At 70.9% G+C, this 18,313-nt stretch carries 21 protein-coding genes and 1 tRNA gene; 11 read left to right on the top strand and 11 right to left on the bottom strand.

Features of this window, described 5'->3' with window-relative positions:
* Nucleotides 1–14: 14 nt before the first annotated feature.
* A complete protein-coding gene (locus ABEG18_RS20185) occupies nucleotides 15–494 on the bottom strand; it encodes an Hsp20 family protein (RefSeq protein WP_406854836.1) in 480 nt (159 codons plus the stop codon).
* Between the two features lie 283 nt (nucleotides 495–777).
* On the opposite strand from ABEG18_RS20185, the gene ABEG18_RS20190 reads away from it, so the two are divergent.
* Together ABEG18_RS20190 and ABEG18_RS20195 are read left to right on the top strand one after the other, a co-directional pair.
* Nucleotides 778–1,125 carry a hypothetical protein gene (locus ABEG18_RS20190; RefSeq protein ID WP_406854837.1) on the top strand — a complete coding sequence of 116 codons (348 nt, stop codon included), beginning with the start codon at nucleotides 778–780 and terminating at the stop codon, nucleotides 1,123–1,125.
* A gap of 82 nt (nucleotides 1,126–1,207) precedes the next feature.
* The gene (locus ABEG18_RS20195) at nucleotides 1,208–2,206 is read left to right on the top strand and encodes an alpha/beta fold hydrolase (protein ID WP_406854838.1); all 999 of its coding nucleotides are present in this window, start codon (nucleotides 1,208–1,210) and stop codon (nucleotides 2,204–2,206) included.
* A gap of 15 nt (nucleotides 2,207–2,221) precedes the next feature.
* On the opposite strand, the gene hisN is transcribed toward ABEG18_RS20195, so the two are convergent.
* Both hisN and ABEG18_RS20205 read right to left on the bottom strand, forming a co-directional pair.
* On the bottom strand, nucleotides 2,222–3,004 hold the full coding sequence (hisN, locus tag ABEG18_RS20200) for a histidinol-phosphatase (protein ID WP_406854839.1): 783 nt from the start codon (nucleotides 3,002–3,004) through the stop codon (nucleotides 2,222–2,224).
* Nucleotides 3,005–3,392: 388 nt separating this feature from the next.
* Nucleotides 3,393–4,283 carry an N-formylglutamate amidohydrolase gene (locus ABEG18_RS20205; RefSeq protein ID WP_406854840.1) on the bottom strand — a complete coding sequence of 297 codons (891 nt, stop codon included), beginning with the start codon at nucleotides 4,281–4,283 and terminating at the stop codon, nucleotides 3,393–3,395.
* Nucleotides 4,284–4,419: 136 nt separating this feature from the next.
* On the opposite strand from ABEG18_RS20205, the gene cpdR reads away from it, so the two are divergent.
* From cpdR to ABEG18_RS20225, 4 genes are all read left to right on the top strand, one after another.
* Complete coding sequence (gene cpdR, locus ABEG18_RS20210) at nucleotides 4,420–4,803, top strand: cell cycle two-component system response regulator CpdR (protein WP_406854841.1); 384 nt, start codon at nucleotides 4,420–4,422, stop codon at nucleotides 4,801–4,803.
* Between the two features lie 92 nt (nucleotides 4,804–4,895).
* Nucleotides 4,896–4,970: transfer RNA gene (locus ABEG18_RS20215), tRNA-Val, on the top strand.
* Nucleotides 4,971–5,189: 219 nt separating this feature from the next.
* Nucleotides 5,190–6,290, top strand: coding sequence for a cache domain-containing protein (locus tag ABEG18_RS20220; protein ID WP_406854842.1), 1,101 nt, complete (start codon nucleotides 5,190–5,192; stop codon nucleotides 6,288–6,290).
* Complete coding sequence (locus ABEG18_RS20225; RefSeq protein WP_406854843.1) at nucleotides 6,287–7,387, top strand: neurotransmitter-gated ion-channel ligand-binding protein; 1,101 nt, start codon at nucleotides 6,287–6,289, stop codon at nucleotides 7,385–7,387. The genes ABEG18_RS20220 and ABEG18_RS20225 overlap by 4 nt, the downstream gene beginning before the upstream one ends.
* Before the next feature lie 12 nt (nucleotides 7,388–7,399).
* On the opposite strand, the gene hemH is transcribed toward ABEG18_RS20225, so the two are convergent.
* Nucleotides 7,400–8,464, bottom strand: a complete 1,065-nt coding sequence (hemH, locus tag ABEG18_RS20230; RefSeq protein ID WP_406854844.1) for a ferrochelatase — start codon at nucleotides 8,462–8,464, stop codon at nucleotides 7,400–7,402.
* A gap of 163 nt (nucleotides 8,465–8,627) precedes the next feature.
* On the opposite strand from hemH, the gene ABEG18_RS20235 reads away from it, so the two are divergent.
* From ABEG18_RS20235 to ABEG18_RS20245, 3 genes are all read left to right on the top strand, one after another.
* Nucleotides 8,628–10,160, top strand: a complete 1,533-nt coding sequence (locus ABEG18_RS20235) for a bifunctional metallophosphatase/5'-nucleotidase (protein WP_406854845.1) — start codon at nucleotides 8,628–8,630, stop codon at nucleotides 10,158–10,160.
* A gap of 76 nt (nucleotides 10,161–10,236) precedes the next feature.
* On the top strand, nucleotides 10,237–10,875 hold the full coding sequence (locus tag ABEG18_RS20240) for a DUF1007 family protein (RefSeq protein WP_406854846.1): 639 nt from the start codon (nucleotides 10,237–10,239) through the stop codon (nucleotides 10,873–10,875).
* Between the two features lie 13 nt (nucleotides 10,876–10,888).
* Entirely contained in the window at nucleotides 10,889–11,929 is a 1,041-nt protein-coding gene (locus tag ABEG18_RS20245; RefSeq protein ID WP_406854847.1) for a nickel/cobalt transporter, read from the top strand.
* Here ABEG18_RS20245 and ABEG18_RS20250 read toward each other — a convergent pair.
* Genes ABEG18_RS20250 through nthA form a run of 3 tightly spaced genes read right to left on the bottom strand, consistent with a single transcriptional unit; the run spans nucleotide 11,926 to nucleotide 13,663 of the window.
* Nucleotides 11,926–12,318: a nitrile hydratase accessory protein gene (locus ABEG18_RS20250; RefSeq protein ID WP_406854848.1), complete on the bottom strand. Its 393-nt coding sequence runs from the start codon at nucleotides 12,316–12,318 to the stop codon at nucleotides 11,926–11,928. The genes ABEG18_RS20245 and ABEG18_RS20250 overlap by 4 nt on opposite strands.
* Nucleotides 12,315–12,980 carry a nitrile hydratase subunit beta gene (nthB, locus tag ABEG18_RS20255; RefSeq protein ID WP_406854849.1) on the bottom strand — a complete coding sequence of 222 codons (666 nt, stop codon included), beginning with the start codon at nucleotides 12,978–12,980 and terminating at the stop codon, nucleotides 12,315–12,317. Before nthB ends, ABEG18_RS20250 begins: the two co-directional genes overlap by 4 nt.
* Nucleotides 12,977–13,663, bottom strand: coding sequence for a nitrile hydratase subunit alpha (nthA, locus tag ABEG18_RS20260; protein ID WP_406854850.1), 687 nt, complete (start codon nucleotides 13,661–13,663; stop codon nucleotides 12,977–12,979). Before nthA ends, nthB begins: the two co-directional genes overlap by 4 nt.
* An 81-nt stretch (nucleotides 13,664–13,744) precedes the next feature.
* On the opposite strand from nthA, the gene ABEG18_RS20265 reads away from it, so the two are divergent.
* Nucleotides 13,745–14,515, top strand: coding sequence for an SDR family NAD(P)-dependent oxidoreductase (locus ABEG18_RS20265; protein WP_406854851.1), 771 nt, complete (start codon nucleotides 13,745–13,747; stop codon nucleotides 14,513–14,515).
* 10 nt (nucleotides 14,516–14,525) lie between these two features.
* On the opposite strand, the gene ABEG18_RS20270 is transcribed toward ABEG18_RS20265, so the two are convergent.
* From ABEG18_RS20270 to ABEG18_RS20280, 3 genes are all read right to left on the bottom strand, one after another.
* A complete protein-coding gene (locus ABEG18_RS20270; protein WP_406854852.1) occupies nucleotides 14,526–14,654 on the bottom strand; it encodes a hypothetical protein in 129 nt (42 codons plus the stop codon).
* Between the two features lie 95 nt (nucleotides 14,655–14,749).
* The gene (locus tag ABEG18_RS20275) at nucleotides 14,750–15,952 is read right to left on the bottom strand and encodes an amidase (RefSeq protein ID WP_406854853.1); all 1,203 of its coding nucleotides are present in this window, start codon (nucleotides 15,950–15,952) and stop codon (nucleotides 14,750–14,752) included.
* Nucleotides 15,953–15,978: 26 nt separating this feature from the next.
* Nucleotides 15,979–17,577, bottom strand: a complete 1,599-nt coding sequence (locus tag ABEG18_RS20280) for a gamma-glutamyltransferase family protein (protein WP_406854854.1) — start codon at nucleotides 17,575–17,577, stop codon at nucleotides 15,979–15,981.
* Nucleotides 17,578–17,694: 117 nt separating this feature from the next.
* Here ABEG18_RS20280 and ABEG18_RS20285 point away from each other — a divergent pair, with 117 nt between their 5' ends.
* Nucleotides 17,695–17,931, top strand: a complete 237-nt coding sequence (locus ABEG18_RS20285) for a hypothetical protein (RefSeq protein ID WP_406854855.1) — start codon at nucleotides 17,695–17,697, stop codon at nucleotides 17,929–17,931.
* Here the strand turns inward: ABEG18_RS20285 and ABEG18_RS20290 are convergent.
* Nucleotides 17,906–18,313 carry a DUF1850 domain-containing protein gene (locus ABEG18_RS20290; protein WP_406854856.1) on the bottom strand — a complete coding sequence of 136 codons (408 nt, stop codon included), beginning with the start codon at nucleotides 18,311–18,313 and terminating at the stop codon, nucleotides 17,906–17,908. The genes ABEG18_RS20285 and ABEG18_RS20290 overlap by 26 nt on opposite strands.

An 18,313-nucleotide genomic window follows, 5' to 3' on the forward strand; every position in this document is an offset into this window, starting at 1 on the left:
TCGACGTCGTCGCGTTACGCGGCGGCCTTCTCGGACTGCACCGAACCGTCGATGACGGTCTTCTGGCCGGACGCGGAGATCGGGATGAGGCGCGGCTTCTTGGCCTCGGGGATCTCGCGGACGAGGTCGACGTGCAGGAGCCCGTTCTCGAGGCTCGCGCCCGTCACCTGGACGTAGTCGGCGAGCTGGAAGCGGCGCTCGAAGCTGCGGGCCGCGATGCCCTGGTACAGCACCTCGCCGGCGCGTTCGCCGGACTGGCCCTGCTTCTCGCCGCGCACCGAGAGCGCGTTCTCCTTCACCTCGATGGCGATGTCCTTGTCGGTGAAGCCGGCGACCGCGATCGAGATCCGATAGGCGTTCTCGCCCGTGCGCTCGATGTTGTAGGGCGGGTAGGCGGTCGCGGCGTCCGGGCTGGCCATCTGGTCCAGCATCGAGAACAGCCGGTCGAAGCCGACCGTGGAGCGGTAGAGGGGGGAAAGATCGTACTGGCGCATGGCATATCCTCCTAGAAGCGACATGCGGCGGTTCGCCTTCAGAGGCCGAACCGGCCGTTCCGCGCAGCCGTCATGGCCTGCGCTGGTCCTGAGGTAGTGAGGGTCTCCGAGCCGTTCAAGACCCCCCGCCGGGCGAGCCGAAACGCCGGGCCACGGCGGCGCTTCCGGTCCCGCCCGCGCAGATGAATGGCGCGTGAACGGACGCTTCCGGAGTCGTTCAGGCTCGTCGTGGCATGACACCGCCATCGTTGAAGACCGACGCCGTCTTCCAGAGGCTGATCCCATGCGTGCGTATCGTCGCGTCGTCCTGTTGGCGGCGACCATCTTGGCGGCAGGCGCCGGCCTCGGCGGGGCCGGCCTCGCGCCGTCCCGCGCCGTCGCGGGCGACGACGTCGCGCAGGGCGGAATGGAGCCGCAGGCGATCGAGTCCGTGCTGACCCGCCAGGGCTACTCGGACGTCCGCAACCTGCGCCGGCGCGGCGGCCTGTGGCTGGCCGACGCCTCCGGCCCGCGCGGACAGCGCATGCGCACGGTCGTGGACGCCTTCACGGGCGAAATCACGGGGCTGGCGCCGCTTGAGGGATCCGTCCTGGCGCCGCGCGTCCGCAAGTCCGCCGACGCCCGGATGTGAACGCGCGGGGGGACCGCGCTGCGCTCATCGCTCCCTGACGATTCTCGGGTATAACGCGGGACAGACCTCCGCAGGAGCGCCCGTGGACCTCGTTTCGATCCCCGCCAACCCGACGCCGTCCAACGCGGTCGTCGCCAGCGTGACGAGCGCCGGCGGCGTGAAGCTGCGCGTCGCCCGCTGGCGGCCGACCGCCAAGAAGGTCCGCGGAACCGTCTATGTCCTGCAGGGCCGGGCCGAGTTCATCGAGAAATATTTCGAGGTGATCGGCGAGCTGCGCCGCCGCGGGTTCCATGTGGTCGCCTTCGACTGGCGCGGCCAGGGCGGCTCGGACCGGCTGCTGGCCGACCCCCGCAAGGGCCATGTCGATGACTTCGACGACTACGTGGCCGATCTCGCGGCCGTCATGGACGCCACCGCCGAGCGGCCCTGCCCCGCGCCCTTCTTCGCGCTCGCGCATTCCATGGGGGGCGCGATCCTGATCCGCGCGCTCCAGCGCAAGCCGGACCTGGTGGAGCGGGCCGTGCTGTCCGCCCCGATGATCGAGATCTCGGGCCTGCGCCGCCCGCGCCGCATGCATTGGCTCGCGGCGGCGCTCGACGTGCTCGGCCTCGGCGGCGCCTACATTCCCGGCGGCGGACAGACGGCCGTGGCCACGAAGCCTTTCGCCACGAACCCGCTGACCTCCGATCCGGCGCGCTATGGGCGGACCGCGGCGATCATCGAGGAGGCGCCCGGCCTGGCGCTGGGCGACCCCACGATCGGCTGGGTGCACGCCGCCTTCCGCGCCATGGAGCCGTTCAAGGACCCCAACTTCCCCCTGCAGCTGCCGACGCCCCTGCTCATCGTGGCCGGTTCGGCCGACGCCGTGACGATCACGGCCGCCGCCGAGCGCTTCGCGGCGCGCCTGAAGGCCGGGCGAGCCATCGTGCTGCCCGGCGCCATGCATGAGCTCTTGGTGGAGCGCGACCCGGTGCGCTCGCAATTCTGGGCGGCGTTCGACGCCTTCATCCCCGGCGCCGCACTGACGGCCGCCCGGGAGGCGATGGCGCGCCAGGGGGCCGACGCGCCCGCGCCGGCCTGAGCGGCCTCGCGAGGATCAGCGGTTCAGGAGCGCCAGGGTCTTCTCGTGCAGGCGCGGATCGCCCGACGCCACGATCGAGCCCCCCTCGGCCGGCGAGCCGCCCGACCAGGTGGTGACGACGCCGCCGGCGCCCTGCACGATGGGGGCCAGCGCGACGATGTCGTAGGGCTTCAGCCCGGTCTCGATGACGATGTCGATCAGGCCCGCCGCCAGCATGCAGTAGGCGTAGCAGTCATAGCCGAAGCGGGTGAGCCGCGCCTCGGCCTCCACCCGCTCGAAGCAGGAGAGATCCGCGGCCGCAAAGAGCCGTGGCGACGTGGTCGACAGGATCGCGTCGCCCAGCGCGTCGCAGCGGCGGGTCCGCAGCGTCCGCTCGCCGGTCGGCCCGCGCCAATGCGCGCTGCCGCCGTCGCCGAAGAACCGCTCGCGCGTGAAGGGCTGGTGCATCATCCCGTAGCAGGGCTGGCCATGGCGCGTCAGCCCGATCAGGGTGCCCCAGGTAGGCAGGCCGGCGATGAAGGACTTGGTCCCGTCGATCGGGTCCAGCACCCAGACGAACTCCGAGTCGGTGCGCTCGTCGCCATATTCCTCGCCGATGATGCCGTGCGACGGGAAGGTGCGCTTGATCATCTGCCGCATCGCGGCCTCGCCGGCGCGGTCGGCCTCCGTCACCGGGTCGAAGACGCCGCCGCGGGACTTGTCGGCCGCCGCCAGCGTGGTGCGGAAGAACGGCAGGATCGCAGTGCCCGAGAGGGTGGCCAGGTCGTCCACGAAGCCTGCGAAGTCGACCGCCGTCATCGATTCATCCTGCCATGGGAGCGCCGTTCAGGCGGTGATAGAGAACATCCCGGCGCTTGGCAACGCGCGCCGGCCGACGCCCCTCAGCACGCGCGCAGCCAAGGTTCATGCCAGAACCATTTTGGGTCCGTCGGTTCTGTGCTGCACTGCACGCATGGCGTCAAGTCAGAGAAACTCCTTTGTTTTCCCCGGTTCCGACACCCCTGCGCTGGTGAAAATGATGCGAGACGCCCCTTGTGTTTTGTGCGGTGCAATGACATATTCGGTGGGCGTTGGGACGCGCCTCGCGCGTTCGACGTAGCCCTCCTTGGGCGTTTCCTCCCTAGACTTGGGCCGCCAGCATCGCGTTGGCGGCCTCTTTCTTTTCAGGGCCCCTTTTGGGGCGGCCTCATTCGGCCGCCAGGCGCCCGGCCCCCAGATAATCGGCCATCTCGCGCATCAGCGCGTCCGCCACCGCCATCATGTCGGCCGCCACCCGGCCGAAGGCGTGCGTGCGCACGAAGCGGCGTTCGTCCATGTAGAGCGACCGGCTGATCTCGATCTGGATGGCGTGGCGCCCGGTGGCCGGGTCGCCGTAATGCTCGGTGATGTAGCCGCCCGCATAGGGCTTGTTGCGCGCCACCACATAGCCGCGGGAATGCAGCGTCTCCTCGATCACGTCGGCGAAGAGCCCCGCCGCGCTGGACCCGTAGCGGTCGCCGATGACGACGTCGGCCTTGCTGTGGTCGTCCTTGGCCGAGACGCCGGACGGCATCGAATGGCAATCGACCAGCAGCGCCGCCCCAAAACGGCGCATGCTGCGCTGGAGGAGCCGGTCCAGGGCGTCGTGATAGGGCTTGTACAGCCCCTCGATGCGCAGAAGCGCTTCCTCGACCGGAAGGCGCCGCGCGTAAATCTCCTGCGAATCGCCCACGATCCGGGCGATCGTGCCAAGCCCGCCCGCCACCCGCATCGAGCGCGTGTTGGCGTAGGCCGGCAGCCTCCCCTCGAACATGCGCGGATCGAGTTCGTAGGGCTCGCGGTTGACGTCCAGATAGGCCCTGGGAAACTGCGCCTTCATCATCGGCGCGCCGCGTGGGACCACGCCGGCGAACAGCTCGTCCACGAACGTGTCCTCGGAGCGCCTCAGCGTCAGCGGGTCCAGCCGCGAGGAGGCGATGAAGGAGGCGGGATAGACGCGGCCGGAATGCGGGGAATTGAAGATGAGAGGCGTGGCCAGACTGGCTGGCTCGACGATCTCGAAAGGCGTATCGAACAGGTCGGCCAATGCATTCGTCATCGGATGTCCGGGACAGCGATCGCTGGTATGAAGTCTGCCTGCAACCGGACGACCTGTCCACGATTGGGACGGTGAACGGCTTTCACGGGTTATTTACCCTCTTCGCGCTTGATGACATTGACGACCGGAGCCACCCATGTCCGCTGACACAGCCCTCACCACCCGCATCCTCCTGGCCGAAGATGACAACGACATGCGTCGGTTCCTGGTCAAGGCTCTGGAAAACGCCGGATACAACGTGGCCTCCTTCGACAACGGTCTGTCGGCCTACAACCGTTTGCGCGAGGAACCGTTCGAACTCCTCCTCACCGACATCGTCATGCCGGAGATGGACGGCATCGAGCTGGCCCGCCGCGCGACGGAGCTCGACCCCGACATCAAGGTGATGTTCATCACCGGCTTCGCCGCCGTGGCCCTGAACCCCGATTCGCAGGCCCCGAAGGACGCCAAGGTGCTGTCCAAGCCCTTCCACCTGCGCGACCTCGTCAACGAGGTCCAGAAGCTGCTCCAGGCCGCCTGATCGGCGCTCGGCCGGCTCGCTTTTCGCCGCTTGCCATCTCCGAACCGAGCCGCTATACCCCCGCCACTCGCGATCGACCTCCGGTCGTCGCCGGGCGCGTAGCTCAGCGGGAGAGCACTACGTTGACATCGTAGGGGTCACAGGTTCGATCCCTGTCGCGCCCACCATTTCAAGAGCCCTGGACATCGCTTCGATGAAGCGGCGTCCGGGGCTTTTTCGTTTCGGACCGGTCGAGCCTGACCGCCGGCGTCGCCTCGTCCGATGTTGAGATAACAATTGTCAAATACTCTTGTCGGCGACGCTTTGCGTGACGTAGCCTGACGGGGAATCATCCGCCCTAGGGCGGCCGGCGCCCGCATCCCAGGGCGCCTCGGACGGCGCTCGGAATGAACTTCGCAACGCGTCTTTCCCTTGTCACGGCGGGGGTCCTGTCCCTGGCGATCTGCGCCGTGGTGGCGACCGCGTTGCGCGGCGGGCTGGAGAACGCCCGGGCGCGGCGGCAGGCCGAACTCGCCGCCGTCGGACTGCTCATGCGCGACGCCCTCGACCGGTCGAGCGCCTTCGCCCTGGCCCAGGCCGAATCGCTGGCGCGCCAGCCCGAGGTGCGCCGCGCGCTGGCCCAACGGGACCGGCCGGGCCTCGCCGAGCGCTTGGGCGAGACCTTCGCCTATCTGCGCGGCGAGGCCGGGGTCGAGCTGATGCAGTTCCAGGACGCGGACATGCGGATCCTGGTGCGCCTGCAGGACGTCGAGCGCTTCGGCGACGCCGCCTCGGGTCGCCCGATGGTCATCGCCGCCAACCGGTCCGGCCGCAGCCAGCGCGGCGTCGAGATCGGCCCCACCGGCGTGCTGGCGCTGCGCGGCATCGCCCCCATCCTGCTGGAGGGCAAACTCGTCGGCTCCGCCGAGGTCGGCCTCGACATGCGTCCCCTGCTCCAGGCCATCAAGGCCGCGACCGACGCGGAGGCCGCGGTGGTGCTGTCGGCCGCGATGACGCAAACCGGCCGCGGCGCCGCGGGCGACGTCGTCGTGCAGGGCTCGACGGACGACCGGCTCTTCGGCGCGCTCGTGGCCAATCCGGAGTTCCGGCTGGCGCGCGAGCGGATCCAGTTCGAATCCGTAATCGGCGCGGACCGCTACGCCGTCGTCAACGAGCCCCTGCTCGATTTCTCCGGCCGGATGATCGGCGGCGTGGTGGCGGCCCGCAACGTCAACGTGGCGGCCCGGGCCTTCAACCGCGAGGCGCTGATCCTCGGCTTCATCGGGGCGGTCGGGCTCATCCTCGCCTTCTCGGTCGTGACGGTTTCGGTGCGCGCCTTCCTGCTGCGCCCGATCGAAGCCATGGCCCTGTACGCGGAGCGTCTCGCCGGAGGCGAGCGGCCGGCCGCTCCGCCCTCGATCGGCGGCGCGCGCGAGGTCGCCAGGGCGGCCAGGGCCTTCGGCGCGCTGGCCGAAGCGGCCGGAGCGCCGCCCGCGGCGAAGCCGTGACGAGGCTGGCCAGCCTCGTCCTGGCGGCGTCGCTGCTCGTGGCGTCCGCCGTGGCGGCTCTCGCGCAGGCTCCGGGCGCCGCGGCCGCCCCGCCGCCCCTTCCCGCCGGCGTGGAGCGCCCTCTGGAGGTCCGCATGAGCGTGCGGGTCCTGAACGTCACCCGCATCCAGGAGGTGCAGAGCGAGGCTGGCGCGCTCGTCGAGTTCACCCAGCGCTGGGTCGATCCCACCCAGCGCTTCGACCGAGTGGAGGCCGGCGCCGAGCGCATCGACTGGGTGGGCGACGAGGCGGAGGCGCGGCTGGCCCGCATCTGGAACCCCGGCGTCGCCATCGAGAACCAGATCGGCCGGCCCCGCGCCCAGACCACGGCGCTGTCGATCTTCCATGACGGCCGCGTCACGCTGATCCGCCGCGTCGACGCCGATCTGCGCGTGGATCTCGGCATGGGGGCTTTCCCGTTCGACCATCAGTCCATCGCCTTGCGCTTTTCCTCGGCGCGTCACCCGGCCAGCGACGTCGTCCTCGTGACCACCGAGCTCGACCGGGGCTTCTCGACCATCGAGCGCAACCTGTCGGTGACGAACTGGCTGGCGGGCTCGATCGCCTTCCGCAACGAGACCTTTTTCGGCTGGAACGCCCAGCCCTATGCGCGGCTGGTCGCCGTGGCGACCGTCGATCGCAGCTGGCCGCGCTACATCCTGCGGCTCTTCGTGCCGTTCTTCGCCCTGATGTCGCTGTCGCTCTTCATCCTGTGGGCGCCGGACAGCGTGATCTCGCAGAAGGACCGGGCGCCGATGATCTTCTCGTCGCTGCTCGCGCTCGCGGCCCTGTCCTTCACCTTCGAATCCAGCTTCCCGGGCTCGATTTCGCTGAACTCGCCGGTCGCCTCGATGATCTCGCTCGGCTACTTCTACCTGCCGCTCGTGCTGCTGATCGACCTCATGCTGAGCCAGACCGGCTCACGCCTCGCCCGTCGCTATCCGGCGCTCCTGCCCGAGATCAAGCGCAATGTCAGGGTGACGGCGCCGCTGCTGTTCTTCGGCCTGTGCATCCTGCTGGTGCTGGTGTCGGGCGACGACGCGGCGCGGCTCTATTAGCCGCCGCCCCGTTCAGATCCAGCCCTGCAGTTCCCGCTCGACCACGGCGCGGATGACGTCCATGCCCTCGTCGGAGTCGTTCAGGCACGGCACATAGGCGAACTGCTCGCCGCCGTGATGCATGAAGTGCTCCTTGTTCTCGCCCTCGATCTCCTCGAGCGTCTCCAGGCAGTCGGCCGAGAACCCGGGCGCGATCACCAGCACCTTCTTGACGCCGCGCTTAGGCAGCTCGCCCATGGTGTCGATCAGGTAGGGCTTCAGCCATTCGGCCGGCCCGAACCGCGACTGGAAGCACACCATGAAGCGGTCCTTCGACAGCCCGAGCGCCTCGCGCAGCAGGCGGCCCGTCTTCTGGCACTGGCAGTGATAGGGGTCGCCCTTGAGCAGATACTCCATCGGCACGCCGTGGAAGGACGAGATGATCATGTCCGGCTCGAAATCGAGGGTCGCCATCTTGGCCCGCACCGTCTTGGCCAGCGCGTCGATATAGACCGGGTCGTCGTGCCACGGCGCGGCCACCCGCACGGCCGGCTGCCAGCGCATCGTCATCAGCTGCTCGAAGGCCTTGTCGCAGGCGGTCGCGGTCGTGGCCGCGCAGGACTGCGGATAGAGCGGCGCCAGCAGGATGCGGTCGCAGCCCTGCTCCTGCAGCGCCCGGATCCGCGAGGGCGTGGAGGGGTTGCCGTAGCGCATTGCCCAGTCGACCACGATGCGCGGGTCCTTGGCGGTAAGCGACGCGGCGAGCTTCTCCGCCTGGGAGCGCGTGATGGTCTTCAGCGGCCCCTCATTGGCCTCCTTGTTCCAGATGATGTCGTAGTCCTTGCCCTTGGGGCCGGGACGGACGCTCAGGATGATGAGGTTCAGGATCGGCCACCACAGCCAGCGCGGCGTCTCGATGACCCGCCTGTCGGAGAGAAACTCCTTCAGGTAGCGGCGCATGGACCAGTAGTCGGTGGCGTCGGGCGTGCCGAGATTGAGCAGGAGCACGCCGATCTTGCCGGTGCGCACGGGCGGGTGCGCTTCGGGGAGCGGGCCGACGGCGCGGAAGTCCGCGTCGGGACGGGGCATGACGGTCATGGATTCCTCATCGCATTCAATGCGTAAACTAGGCCGTGCCGGCCCCGCGTAAAGCCCTGCCCGTCCCCCCGGGCGGGTGGGTGGAGCCATGGCGGCCGCATGCTTGCCAAGACGCCGATCCTCGTTTCCAGTATGCCGGACGACCCCCGCCATGGAGACCAGAATGCGCCCGATCACCCGCAGAGACACCTTCCGCCTCGCGGGCGGCGCCGGCGCGCTGGCGATCCTGGCCCAAGGGGCAGCCCTCGCCCAGACCGCCGCAGGTCCGGTCAAGGTCACCTTCGTGCTCACCAACGACGTTTACGTCATGAGCGAGGAGAAGGGTCGCGGTGGGATGGCCCGCCTCGCCGCCGTGGTCAAGGCCGAGCGCGAAAAGAACCCCAACACGCTCTTCGTGCATGCGGGCGACACGTTGTCGCCCAGCCTGATGTCGGGTTTCGACCAGGGCGCGCACATGATTGAGTTCCTCAACGCCATGAAGCTCGACGCCTTCACGCCGGGCAACCACGAGTTCGACTTCGGCAAGGACGTGTTCCTGAAGCGCATGGCGGAGGCGAAGTTCCCCGTCTACGCCGCCAATATCCGCGCCGCGGACGGCGGCCCCGCGCCGGGGATCTCCCCCAGCGTCATCCGGGACTTCGGCGGCGTGCGCATCGGCCTCCTCGGCTCGGCGCTGGAGACCACGCCGGCGATCTCCAGCCCCGGCGACCTGACCTTCAGTCCCTCGGTCGAGTCGATCCGGGCCGAGGCCAAGGCGCTGCGCGAGAAGGGCGCCGACTTCGTCGTCGCGCTCACCCACACCGACCGCGCCACGGATCTGCGCCTGTTCGACGCGCGCGCGGTCGACCTGCTGCTGACCGGCCACGACCATGACCTGCGCGTCGCCTATGACGGCAGGACCGCCATGGCCGAATCCGGAGAGGACGCCGAATACGTCGTCGTCATCGACGTGGCGCTCGACCTCAAGGTCGACGGCGCGAGGCGCACGCTGGCATGGCATCCGCAGTTCCGCATCATCGACACCGCCACGGTGATGCCCGACCCCGAGGTGCTCGCCATCGTGAAGCGCTACGAGGCCGAGCTCTCCCGCGAGCTCGACGTCGAGATCGCCACCCTGGCGGTGGACCTCGACAGCCGCAACGCCACCGTGCGCGGCGGCGAGGCCGCGATCGGCAACCTCATCGCGGACGCGCTGCGGGCGGCCATGAAGGCGGACGTCGCCATCACCAACGGAGGCGGCATCCGGGCCAACCGGCAATATCCCGCCGGCGCCAAGCTGACGCGCCGCGACGTCCTCAGCGAGCTGCCCTTCGGCAACAAGACCGCCGTGACGGAGATCACCGGCGCCGCCGTCAAGGCCGCCCTGGAGAACGGCCTCAGCCAGGTCGAGAACCGCGGCGGGCGCTTCCCGCAGGTGTCCGGCCTGAAGGTCGAGGCCGACGCGCGCCAGCCGGTGGGCAAGCGCGTGCTCTCCGTCCAGGTGAACGGCGTCCCGCTCGACGAGGCCAAGATCTACAGGGTGGCCACCAACGACTTCATGCTGCGCGGCGGCGACGGCTACACGGCGCTGGCCGGCAAGGTCGCGGCGACGATCGACACCGGCGACAGCCTGATGGCGAACGACGTCATGGTCTACGCCCGGCGCCTCGGGACCATCGAGAGCCGCGTCGAGGGCCGCATCGTCGTCCAGAAGTGAGGCGCGCCCGCGCCCCGCTTTCGCCGCGGTTCGGCGGCAAGCCATCACGCTGGACACCGTAGGGGGCGCCGGGACCATGCCGAAACGACTGAGGCTGCTGCTGGCCGCCCTGCTGGCCCTGTCGGCGCTGGCCCGGCCGGCGCTCGCGCATCCGCATGTCTGGGTGGTGGTGAAGTGCGAGGTGGTGTGGACGCCGGACGGCCGCATCGGCGCCGTCAAGCACCGCTGGAGCTTCGACGAGGCCTATTCCAGCTACGCCGTGCAGGGCCTGGACGCGAATAATGACGGCGTCTACTCGCCCGAGGAGCTGGCCGATCTCGCCAAGGTCAACACCGAATCCCTCTCCGAATACGGGTTCTTCACCGTGGTGAAGGCCGACGGCAAGCGGCAGGACTTCGCCGCGCCGGTCGATTATGGGCTGGAGCATGCCGACGGCAAGCTCGTCCTGCATTTCACCCTGCCCCTGAAGGAGCCCGCCGTCGCCAAGCGGACGCTGATCCTGGACGTGTACGACCCCACCTTCTTCGTCGACTTCTCCTATGCGGAGGGCGACGACGCCGTGACGCTTACCGCCGCCCCGAAAGGCTGCGCCATCCAGCTCTCGCGCCCGAAGAAGCCGGACCAGGCCAAGCAGCCCGCCTTGACGGAAGACTACTTCGCCAACGCCAATATGGGCCTGCAATTCGCCTCCAAGGTGATCATCGCATGCCCGTGACGCGGGGCCGGCCGTGAGCAGCGTCGTCGCACAAGGGCGAGGCGGCCTGCCTGCCCGGCGCAGGCGCGTCCTCCTGGGCGCGGCCATCGCGCTGGCCGCCCTGGCGCTCGTGGGCCTGGCGGGCGCGGCGCTGTCCTGGGCCATGGGCGGCCTAGCCGCGGCCCCGCCTCCGCGCAGCCCCTTCGGGGTCGGCGTGCGCGAGGGCGGCGGCTCGGCGACCGGCCTGGTCGGCTGGATCCTGGCCACCCAGGGCGGCTTCTACCAGCAGCTCACGGCCGCGATCCGCGAGATGAAACAGCACGGCGCCGCCGGCTGGACGCTGGCCGGCCTGAGCTTCGCCTACGGGGTCTTCCACGCCGCCGGCCCGGGCCACGGCAAGGCGGTGATCTCGGCCTGGATCCTGGCCAACGAACAGGCGCTGAAGCGCGGCCTCGCCATGGCCTTCGCGGCCGCGGCCCTGCAGGCCCTGGTGGCGATCGCGCTCGTCTCGGTGCTGTCGGGAATCCTGCGCGTCACCGCCCTGCGCATGACCGGGGTGACGAGCGCGGTCGAGATCGCCAGCTTCGCCGCGGTGGCGCTGGTCGGAGCGGCGCTGACCTGGCGCAAGTCGCAGCGCCTGGCGGCCCGGATCGCGCCCGACGGCGCCGTCCACTCCCACGCGCCGGGCGAGGCCTGCGGGCCGGACTGCGGCCATGCCCACCTGCCGGGGCCGGAGCGGACCTCGGGCGGCTGGCGGGAGGCCGCCGGCGCGGTGCTGGCGGCGGGGCTGCGGCCGTGCTCGGGCGCGATCATCGTGCTGGTCTTCGCCATGGCGCAGGGCCTGTTCGCCGCGGGCGTCGGGGCCGTGGTGGCGATGGGCCTGGGGACCGCGCTCACCACCTCGGCGCTCGCCGCGCTGGCCGTCTTCGCCAAGGGCGCGGCCCTGCGGGCGGCCGCCGGACGCGGGCAGGCCGGAGAGTGGATCGCGGGCGGGCTGGAGGTGCTGGCCAGCGCTTTCGTGTTCGCGCTCGGGCTGGCGCTCGTCCTTGGCCTCGCGGGAGGCGGCGCCGGCTAGCCTCGGGCGGCCCGCAGGGGGTCGTTGTCCAGCAGGATCGGCGCGCCATGCGGCGTCGCCCGCGCGGCCCGGTCCCACGCGTCGCGCCGCGCCGCGAGCGCCTCCGCGGCGGCGGCTCCGCGCTCGACGACGAGCCCCTCCAGCGCCGCGAGCCAGTGCCGATAGTAGGTCTCGCCCGTATCCGGGTCGCCCCCGGCCTGGGCGCGGCGGATCTCGGCGCTGAGGCGCTCGGCCCATTCCGGCCAGGTGAACAGGCCGGCCTGGTTCAGCGCCACCGCCATCGCGAAGGCCTGCGCCTCCCAGGGTTCGCGGAACACCGGCCCGGCCGCGTCGCAGGGCAGCGACGGTACGGCCGCCAGCGCGGCGGCGTGCGGATCGCCGCCGCTCACGGCGCGGGATCCAGATAGGGCTCCCAGCAGTCGATGCTGACGCTCAGCGTCGGATCGGCCCCCTCGCCCCACAGCTCCACCCCGGAAAAGCGCACCGAGTAGCACCATTGCGGGTTTTCGCCCTGGCCATGCGCGTTGCTGTCGGGAAACACATGCGCGCCGTGGACGCGCTCGACCACGCCCGCCTTGCCGCGGGCGTAGCGCGGCAGCCGCGTGTGGCCGGTCGGGTGCATCACGCGGGTGACCACGGCGTCCCCGACGCCGAACCGCGCCGGCCGCTCCGCCGGGCGCTCGCAGGGGCCGCCCCGCGCCAGCATGGCAGGGACGTTCTGCGCCGTCACGACGGGCCGGGCGGTCGGCCGCGCCGGGCGCAGCGCATGGCCGGCCTCGATCTCGTCCGCCCCGACGAGGCCGCGGGCGGCCAGCAGCTTCAGGAGCCCCTTGGTCCAGATCTCGTAATAGCTCGAGGTCAGGTATTCGGGCGGCGGCAGCGTCTCGCGGGCGTGGCGGCTCATGTCGATGTTCCACTCGCCGAGGCCGCCGCAGGCCAGCGTCACCGCCAAAGCGCGCTTCTCCCATTCGGCATGGAACGCGGGCTCGTCCGGCTCGGGCGAGACCGGGCCGAACCCCATCATGCCGCCGAGGTCCTGGGCGCCGTTCATGCCGCGTCTCCCGCCGCCGAGGGGTCCAGCGCCAGGCCGGTCCCGATCATGGAATCGCGCGTCACCAGCCCGGCGAGGCGCTCCTCGCTCCAGCCCTGCGTCCCCTCCGGGCGCATCGGCAGGACGAGGTAGCGCAGTTCCGCCGTCGAATCCCACACCCTGATCCGGGTGGAGGCCGGCAGGACGACGCCGAACTCGGCCAGCACGCCGCGCGGATCGATCACCGCGCGCGACCGGTAGGGCGCGGACTTGTACCAGACGGGCGGCAGCCCGAGCACGGGCCACGGATAGCAGGAGCACAGGGTGCAGACGACGAGGTTGTGCTCCTGCGGTGTGTTCTCCACGACCAGCATGTGCTCGCCCTGGCGCCCGCCGAAGCCGAGCTCCGCGATGGCCGCGGTGGCGTCGGCCCGCAGCCGCTGCAGATAGGCCGCATCGGCCCACGCCTTGGCGACCACGCGGGCGCCGTTGCGGGGTCCGATCCGCGTCTCATAGGTCTCGATCAGCACGTCGAGCGCGGCGGGGTCGATCAGCCCCTTCTCGACCAGGATCGACTCCAGCGCCCGCACCCGCAGCGCCGTTTCCGACAGCTCCGACATGTCGTGCGCGTGGCCATGGTCATGATCGTGGTCATGCCCGTGGCCGTGGTCGTGCGGATGGGGGTGGTCGTGATGCTGGGTCATGGCGCCTGCTTTCCGGGCGATCAGGCTACCGCCTCGCGCGTGCTCCTGTCATCATCCGCGCCGTCACGAAACGGAGCCGCCATGATCGCCTCGCAGCTGTTCGACCTTTCCGGAGACGTCGCGCTGGTGACGGGAGCCTCGGGCGGGCTGGGCGCCCGCTTCGCCGCGGTGCTGGCCGCCAACGGCGCCAAGGTGGCGCTCGTGGCGCGCCGGCGCGGCGCGCTGGACGCGCAGGTCGAGGCCATCCGGGCGCGCGGCGGCGAGGCTCTCGCCGTGGAGGCGGACGTCACCGACCGGGCCGCCCTGGCCAGGGCCTTCGACGCCGCCCAGGAGGCGTTCGGCGTGGTCACCATTCTGGTCAACAACGCCGGCATCGCGCCCGCGGCCCGCCTCACCGACGAGACGCCCGAGAGCTGGACCCGCGTGATGGCCCTGAACCTCGACGCCGCGCTGTTCGCCTCGCAGGAGCTAGCGGCCCGGCTGGCGACGCCCGGACGGCCGGGCGCGATCGTCAACATCGCGTCGATCCTGGGGTTCGGGGTGCAGAAGGGCGTCGGCGCCTACGCCACCTCGAAGGCGGCGCTGCTGCAGCTCACCAAGGCGCTGGCGCTGGAGCTCGCGCCCAAGCGGATCCGGGTGAACGCGCTGTGTCCCGGCTATATCGCCACCGACATCAACCGCGACTGGCTCGCCTCCCCGGCCGGGCAGGCGATGCTGCCGGCCATCCCGATGCGTCGCTTCGGCGAGGATTCCGATCTCGACGGCCCGCTCCTGCTGCTCGCGTCGCGGGCCGGGGGCTTCATGACGGGCTCAGCGCTGGTCGCCGACGGCGGCCAGCTGGCGCCCCTCTAGCCGCCGCGGCTCACGCGACGGTCGAGGCCACCTGCGACAGGCGCAGCACCAGGATCGCGGCGAGGCCGGCCATGATCAATACGTCGACCAGACGGTAGGGCGGTGCGTGGCTCAGCCGGGCCAGGGTCAGGGCTTTCATGGTCGCCTCCGGCGAAAGGGCCGTCCTGGCCCGTCCACCGCAGAATGCGCCAATCTCCTGAATCGACCCTGAATCCGACCTCTCGAATTGTCGCCTCAGGCGATCTTCACCGCCATCGCGCGGGCGACCTCGCCGGCGAGGCGCACGAGCGACAGGTCCGAGCCGGCCGGACCGATCAGCGACAGGCCGAACGGCCCGCCCTCATGCTCGCCCGCCGGGATCGACACCTGCGGGAAACCGGACAGCCCCGAGAGGCACAGCAGCCGCAAGGATTGCGCCCGCGACGTCTCCAGCGCGGCCTCGTCGGCGGCCAGCAGCGGCGCCGGTCCGGGGACGGTCGGCAGCATCAGCACCCCGTCGGCCCCGAGCAGCAGCCCGAGGTGACGCCGGAAGCTCTCGCGGATCGAGCGGCCTTCCGTCGCGTCCTTCTCGGTGACGGTGCGCCCGTATTCGAACCGCTCGCCGATGCCCGGGCCGAGCGCCGGCTTGAAGGCGGTGATGAAAGCGCCATGCGACTGCCAGGATTCCACGCCCTGCAGCCAGCGGAAGGCCCAGTAGAGCGCGTCGAAGTCCGGCGCGGCGACGGTCGTCCCGTTGATGGGATGAAGCATGCGGTCGATCCGCCCCAGCAGCGTCTCGAGCTGGCGCACGGGCGCGTCCTCGGCCAGGCCGAAGCAGTCCTCGGCCTTGAGGAGGCGCGGCGTTCCGGCGAGCGGATGCGGGTCGTCGCCCAGGATGGCGGCGCCGACGCGCTCGAACGTGCGCTCGTCCCGGGTGAACCAGCCGGGCGTGTCGAAGCTCGCCGCCAGCGGCATCGTGAGGTCGAGCGGGAGGCGCCCGTGGGTGGGCCGAATCCCATAGAGGCCGCAATAGCTCGCCGGCCCGCGCACAGAGCCGCCCGTGTCGGAGCCGAGCCCAATGTCGCAGAGGCGCCCCGCCGTCGCGGCGGCCGAGCCGGATGAGGAGCCCCCCGGGACCCTGTCGGGCGCGGCGGGATTGATGGGCGTGCCGAAATGGTTGTTCTTGCCGTTCAGCGAATAGGCGAGCTCGACCGTGTGGGTCTTGCCGACGAAGCGCGCCCCGGCGTCGAGGAAGCGCTGCACGATCGGCGCGTTTTGCGGCTTCACGTCGGAGAGCGCGAGCTTGGTCGGCTGGCCGCAGCCGGTGCGGTAGCCGGCGACGTCGAAGATGTCCTTCACGGCCAGCGTGAGGCCGGCCAGCGGCCCCGAAGGCGCGTTGGCGACCGGATGCTCCGGATAGGGCATGAAGGCGTGGACGGGATCATCCTGGGTGGGCATCGGAACCTCCGGAACGTGGTGCGTGATCAGACGCCGGCCGAGCCGCCGTCCGACCGGGGATCGTGAACGGCGCTGACGGCGCCGTTGCGCGGGTCGCGGACCAGCATGCCGGCGTGGCCGAGCGTGTCGGAATAGCCGTCGGCCAGCACCTCCACCTCGTGCCCGGCCTTCTCCAGGGCGCGGATGAGGGAGGGATCGAACCGGTTCTCCAGCTTCAGCGACGTGGAGGCGGAGCCCCAGGTCTTGCCGAGCAGCCAGCGCGGCGCATCGACGGCCGCGGCCGGATCCATGCCGAATTGCGCGTAGCGCGAGAAGATCGCCGCCTGGAACTGCGGCTGCCCGTCGCCGCCCATCGACCCATAGGACATCACGCGGCCGTCCTCCAGCACCGCCAGGGCCGGGTTGAGAGTGTGGAAGGGCTTGCGGCCAGGCTCCAGCGGGTTGACGGCGTTCGGATTGAGCGAGAACGAGATCCCGCGGTTCTGCCACAACATGCCGGTGGTCGGCAGCACGCAGCCCGAGCCGTACTCCCAATAGGTCGACTGGATGTAGGACACCGCCATGCCCTTGGCGTCGATCGCGCCCATCCACACCGTGTCGCCCTCGCCCCAGGCGAGCGGGAACTGCGCCGCCTGGGTCATCGAGATCGCCTGCGCCTCGCCGTCCAGGAACGCCGCCGACAGATAGTCGGCGGGCTCGTAGAGGAGGCGGGCCGGGTCGGTCACGACCGCGTCGCGCACCCGGAAGGCGCGCTTGGTCGCCTCCACCATCCCGTGCAGATGCTCGAAGCCCTCGCCGCGGGAGACGCCCAGCCGCGAGAACAGCGCCAGGATGATCAGCGAGGCCAGCCCCTGGGTGGGCGGCGGGAAATTGTAGAGCTGCGCGCCCGGGATCGCGACCGCGAGCGGCTCGACCATCCTGGCCCGGTAGCGCTCCAGGTCGGCCCGCGTCACCGGCGCGCCGATCCGCTCCAGGTCCGCCGCGATCTCGCGGCCGACATCGCCGCGGTAGAAGTCGTCCAGCCCGGCGTTTCCGAGCTGGTCCAGCGTCGCAGCCAGGGCCGGCATCGTCCGGATCGCGCCGGCTTTCGGCAGATTGCCGTCCTGGTCGAGGAAGAGCTTGGCGAAGCCCGGCGCCTGCTTCAGCTCGGCGAACAGGTTGGGGACGCCGCGGGCCTCCGACGCCGTGACCGCGCAGCCGTCGCGGGCGTAGCCGATGGCGGCCTCCAGCAGCGTCTTCAGCGGCAGCCGCCCGCCGATCGCCTGCGAGAGCTCGTTCGCCAGCGCCCAGCCGCCGACCGCGCCCGCCACCGTGACGGCGGCGTCCGGCCCGCGCGACGGGATCGCGTCGCACTCCTTGTCGCGATAGCGCTTGATGGTGGCGAGGCTGCCCGCCGGGCCGCAGGCCTCGATGGCCCGCATGCGGCCGGACGGCTCGCGGATGAGCCAAAAGCCGTCGCCGCCGACCGCGTTCATGTGCGGGTAGACCACCGCGATCACGGCCGCCATGGCGATCATGGCCTCAATGGCGTTCCCGCCTTCGGCCAGCGTCTCCCGGCCCGCCTGCGCGGCGAGGCGGTGAGGGGCCGCGGCGGCGGCTTTCGAGAAGACCGGCGTGTCGGACATGATCGGTTCTAGGCTCTGCGGAACGGGAAAGGCCGGCGGGCGCCGGCGACGCGCATCCTTGCACGCGGCCCTGCGCCGATATAGTCCATGGGCGTCAGAACGACGAGGGAGAGACGCGTGGCCGCGACCGGCAGCTTGAACCGCAAGAACCTGCTCACGATCGTGAGCGTCGGCATCCTGGTCGGGACCGAACTCGTGGGACTTGCGCTGGCGGCGGGCTGGGCTCTGGCCGGCATCTTCCAGCTCGGGACGGCGTATGAATACGCCTTCATGGCGATCTTCGGCGCGATGGGCCTGTACGGGCTGTTCCGCTTCATGCAGCGCGCCGTCAAGGTCGAGCCGATCCGGAACTGACCGGCTCCGCCGGGCAGGCGCGCAGCGTCACCGGGTCCGCTTCGGCCGGAACCAACTCGTCCATGGGGCGGCATCGGCCGTCGACGCACAGGCGCCAGTCCGCCGTGAAGCCCGAGCGCCTGAGCACGAGCTCCGGCAGCGCCGGCACGCGCGGGGCCCAGCGCCAGACTCCGCCTTCCAGCCTGGCCTCGGGCGGCGGCTCCATCCCGGCCCCGCTGCCCTTCACCCGGGCCTGCTCCAGCACGAGGCCCGCCGCGGTGACGCGCCAGTCCTCCTCCCACGGGATCTTCTCGATGGAGTGCGTCCAGGCCAGCGTGAACGCCGCCGCGCCGGCGAGCTTCGCCACGAGCGCGCCGGCGGCGTAGACGCACAGGCCCGGCAC

Source organism: Alsobacter sp. KACC 23698 (assembly GCF_045348435.1).
In the GTDB taxonomy this organism is placed as follows: Bacteria; Pseudomonadota; Alphaproteobacteria; order Rhizobiales; family Beijerinckiaceae; genus Alsobacter.